Genomic DNA, 3,691 nt, shown 5'->3' on the forward strand with positions numbered 1-3,691 from the left:
ATATATATCGTTGGCAGAAGAAATTATTTAGACCAATTATCAAAAACTTCATTGATGACTTTATTCTCGATAAAAATCATCTGCTACCACAGAGAATCTATAAATGATAGTGCGTAAGTCCTATAATTATTATTTTTTACAATCTCTTAAATTAACCTTTCTGAACCAAATAATGGAATTCTTTATTTCCATTTTCATCAAGACGTTCTTCTTGAAGCAAAAGCTCATGACCTAAATGCATACAAAATTTCGGAATATCCCAAGAGGTCGAATTATCTGTTGCAAAAACCTCAACAATATCACCCGATTTTGATTTACGAATGGCTTGATGCAACATCATCACAGGCTCAGGGCAACGTAAGCCACGGGTGTTTAATTGAATTGATGGGGGCACAGAAGGCTCAGACATTAGAAAACTCAGTATTAAAATCTAGGGCTATTTTAGCATAATCCTAACGACCGAATGTTAGCTTGAAAAATGCAGATGATAACGTCTTAAAATGACTTGATCGCTCATCATCTAGATCAACATTAACAATAGACAACTGTATTTTCTACGGTATGATAAAATCATCATTTATTAGATATTAAGAGTCTTTAGGAAAGATCATGCAAGAGGAATCCGGCCCGTCGTGGGGCATGCGCGGCTTACGTAAATGGCTGGGCACTGCACCAGAAACCCGTGACGAACTGTTGAAATTGGTACAAGATTCACGTCGCTTCTTAGAACCCGATACAGTTGCCATGCTCGAAGGGGTACTCGACTTACCTGCAACTAAAATCCGCGAGGTCATGACCCCCCGTACTGCGATGATCAGCTTGCAAGAAGATGATGAGCTATTAGATATTTTGCATGTACTTGTTGAATCTGCACACTCACGTTTCCCAGTCTTTTCCTCAGACCAGCCTGACAATGTCGTCGGTATTTTGTTGGCCAAAGATTTGTTGCCATTTTTGACAGAACCGACCACCAAAGTCGATATTCGTGCATTAATGCGTCAACCCTTATTTGTACCCGAGAGCGCGCGTTCTGACCAAGTTTTACGTATGTTGAAAAATACCCAAACCCATATCGCTGTAGTGATTGATGAATATGGCACAACTTCAGGCTTAGTCACTTTAGAGGACATTCTTGAAGAAATTGTGGGTGAAATTGAAGATGAACACGACAAAGTCGATGAAGAAGCTCAATTTATCATTCCAGATGAAGACCCACTAAGTGCAAATACATGGTTGGTTCAAGCACTTACACCAATTGAACACTTTAACAATCTTTTAGATGCTGATTTTTCAGATGATGAAGTAGAAACTGTGGGCGGCTTACTGCTACAAGAAATGGGCTTGGTCAGTGATTTACAAGGTCAAGTGATTGAACTTGAAAACTGGGAGTTTACCATTTTGGAGGCAGATGCACGTACCATTCATCTGATCCGAGCTGTCCGTAAATGAGAACCTACTTTGATAAGCTGCTAAACCACTCACAACAAAAAAAACAGCTACCTTTCATCTATCCTTTGCTGATTGCATTATTTTCAGGTGCCATCTTCAGCTTGTCGCTGGCACCTTATCATTATTGGTGGTTGGCAATTTTATCTCCAGCCCTGTTGTATGCCTGCCTAAGTCAACGTGCACCTAAACAATCGTTTTTCATTGGTCTAGCTTATGGCTTCGGCTTATGGTTTGTCGGGGCTTTTTGGCTGTATACCTCGATCCATGTCTATGGTGATACCAATTCAGCACTCAGTGTTTTGATGATTGCCATTATGGCAATTGTGATGGGGCTGTTTACCGCAGTTCAGAGTTGGCTCTACCGCCGCTTCTTTCCAGAAACACCACTGACCTTTGCGCCACTGTGGGTGTTTTTCGAGTGGAGTAAAACTTGGGTCTTTACCGGTTTTCCATGGCTGTTTGCAGGTTATGCCTTTACTGAACGATTCCTCGATGGTTATGCGCCATTATTCGGGATCTTTGGAGTGTCTTTTGCGGTCATTGTATTGGCCTGTGCCTTGGTTGAAATCCTACGTAAACGCATCTTCTGGATTGTTCCATCTGCCCTTGTTTTGCTCGGTGCTTGGGGTGCAGCGCAACTGCAATTTGTTCAGCCTAAAAATGAAAAACCGCTGAGTGTTTCCTTAATTCAAGGCAATATTCCACAAGATTTAAAATGGTTAACAGAATACCAAGCTCAAACCTTAATGAAATATGCGTCATTAAGTCGGACCGAATGGGGCCGTGATGTCATTGTTTGGCCAGAATCCTCCATTCCAATGTTCCAAACCGATATTGAGCCGTTTTTGGATGCGATGAAAGTCCAAGCCAATAAAACAGGTACGGCTTGGGTGACAGGTATTCCCTATTGGGATTTGGCAGAATCACAGCAAAACCAACACCCTATGTATTACAACACCATCATGGCAACTGGTGATGAATCTTCTGGTCTATACAAGAAGCAACGTCTAGTCCCCTTTGGTGAATACATTCCGCTTTCAGGGATGTTAAGTTGGGTACTACCTGCCCTACAAAATGACCCGTCGATGAGTGGCTTTTCACGTGGTGCAAACAACCAAAAGCCTTTGAATGTTAAAGGTCATGATTTAGGTGCGGCGATTTGCTATGAAGTGGCTTATCCTAACTTAACGCGCCGTAATGCCAGTCAAAGTGACTACCTAGTGACTATTTCCAATGACGCTTGGTTTACTGGAACAGCGAGCCCACATCAGCACCTACAAATGGTTCAAATGCGTGCCAAAGAAAATGGCCGTTGGTTTATCCGTGCAACCAATACTGGCATTACCGCCTTTATTGATCATAATGGCCACATTGTGAAACAAGCACCGATGGATAAAGATGCGGTACTGCGTGGTGATTTACCTGCCATGCAAGGCGAGACACTTTACACTCGCTTAAGTGATTGGCCTGTGTTGTTTTTCTCATTCTTGTTGTTGATTCTCGGTTGGATTTATCGCCCGCGTAAAGTTGATATTTCTTTTAAATCACGCCGTTAATTCCGCTACAAAAGATCAAAAAAACCGAGCTTTGGCTCGGTTTTTTATTGATAAACTTTCAGGGTGCCAGTTCACCCTACTTTTTCAAAGTAACTTGGTGCCTAGGGGAATCTCTGTATCAGGCACACAAAGAGCAACATGCCCCTCTGCATTATGAAAGCCTGTGACCAAACACTCTGACTGGATCGGACCAATTTGTTTTTTTGGAAAATTCACGACGGCAACGACCAATTTTCCCAATAGATTTTCCGGCTGATATAGCTGTGTAATTTGCGCACTGGATTTTTTAATGCCCAGTTCCTCTCCAAAATCCACATGGAGAATGTACGCGGGTTTACGTGCTTGCTCAAAGACTTCAGCCTGCACAATTTTCCCCACACGTAATTCAACTTTCAAAAAATCTTGCCAATCGATCTGTTGCATTTTTCCCTCTTGCTTTTCTTTGTTGTACTTCATCCAACTATCTAAGATCTGATATGTAAAGATTATAAAAATTTCATTCAGGCTGACGATATGTGAAACAGACATTCGATGCGTCAAAACGGACAAAGCAAGGTTATTAGGACTTACGCATTGACGGATTCAAAAAAGTATTAAAATACTTTATAAAGTATCTGTGATCAGACGAATTAAAAATGCTTCTACAGCAACTTGTACTCTACCCATTTATATGGGCTTTCTCATGA

At 41.5% G+C, this 3,691-nt stretch carries 4 protein-coding genes and 1 pseudogene; 3 read left to right on the forward strand and 2 right to left on the reverse strand.

Annotated elements, in window-relative coordinates:
* Positions 1-107: pseudogene (locus FTV03_RS17235) on the forward strand (IS701 family transposase); the annotation flags it as partial.
* Positions 108-151: 44 nt separating this feature from the next.
* Here the strand turns inward: FTV03_RS17235 and tusA are convergent.
* The gene (gene tusA / locus FTV03_RS17240) at positions 152-409 is read right to left on the reverse strand and encodes a sulfurtransferase TusA (RefSeq protein ID WP_078189780.1); all 258 of its coding nucleotides are present in this window, start codon (positions 407-409) and stop codon (positions 152-154) included.
* Positions 410-609: 200 nt separating this feature from the next.
* Between tusA and FTV03_RS17245 the strand changes: the two genes are divergently transcribed.
* Both FTV03_RS17245 and lnt read left to right on the forward strand, forming a co-directional pair.
* Positions 610-1,449 (forward strand): HlyC/CorC family transporter, encoded by an 840-nt coding sequence (locus FTV03_RS17245; protein WP_078189781.1) that lies wholly within the window; start codon positions 610-612, stop codon positions 1,447-1,449.
* Positions 1,446-3,005: an apolipoprotein N-acyltransferase gene (gene lnt, locus FTV03_RS17250; RefSeq protein WP_180042364.1), complete on the forward strand. Its 1,560-nt coding sequence runs from the start codon at positions 1,446-1,448 to the stop codon at positions 3,003-3,005. The genes FTV03_RS17245 and lnt overlap by 4 nt, the downstream gene beginning before the upstream one ends.
* Positions 3,006-3,089: 84 nt before the next feature.
* Here the strand turns inward: lnt and FTV03_RS17255 are convergent, their stop codons facing one another.
* Positions 3,090-3,428, reverse strand: a complete 339-nt coding sequence (locus tag FTV03_RS17255) for a tRNA-binding protein (RefSeq protein WP_180042366.1) — start codon at positions 3,426-3,428, stop codon at positions 3,090-3,092.
* Positions 3,429-3,691 lie beyond the last annotated feature (263 nt).

The organism is Acinetobacter sp. YH12218 (assembly GCF_013417925.1).
Taxonomy (GTDB): Bacteria; Pseudomonadota; Gammaproteobacteria; order Pseudomonadales; family Moraxellaceae; genus Acinetobacter; species Acinetobacter amyesii.

Coding starts and splice junctions, on each gene's coding strand:
- tusA (WP_078189780.1), bottom strand. CDS start 409: ATGTCTGAGCCTTCTGTGCCCCCATCAATTCAATTAAACACCCGTGGC.
- FTV03_RS17245 (WP_078189781.1), top strand. CDS start 610: ATGCAAGAGGAATCCGGCCCGTCGTGGGGCATGCGCGGCTTACGTAAA.
- lnt (WP_180042364.1), top strand. CDS start 1,446: ATGAGAACCTACTTTGATAAGCTGCTAAACCACTCACAACAAAAAAAA.
- FTV03_RS17255 (WP_180042366.1), bottom strand. CDS start 3,428: ATGCAACAGATCGATTGGCAAGATTTTTTGAAAGTTGAATTACGTGTG.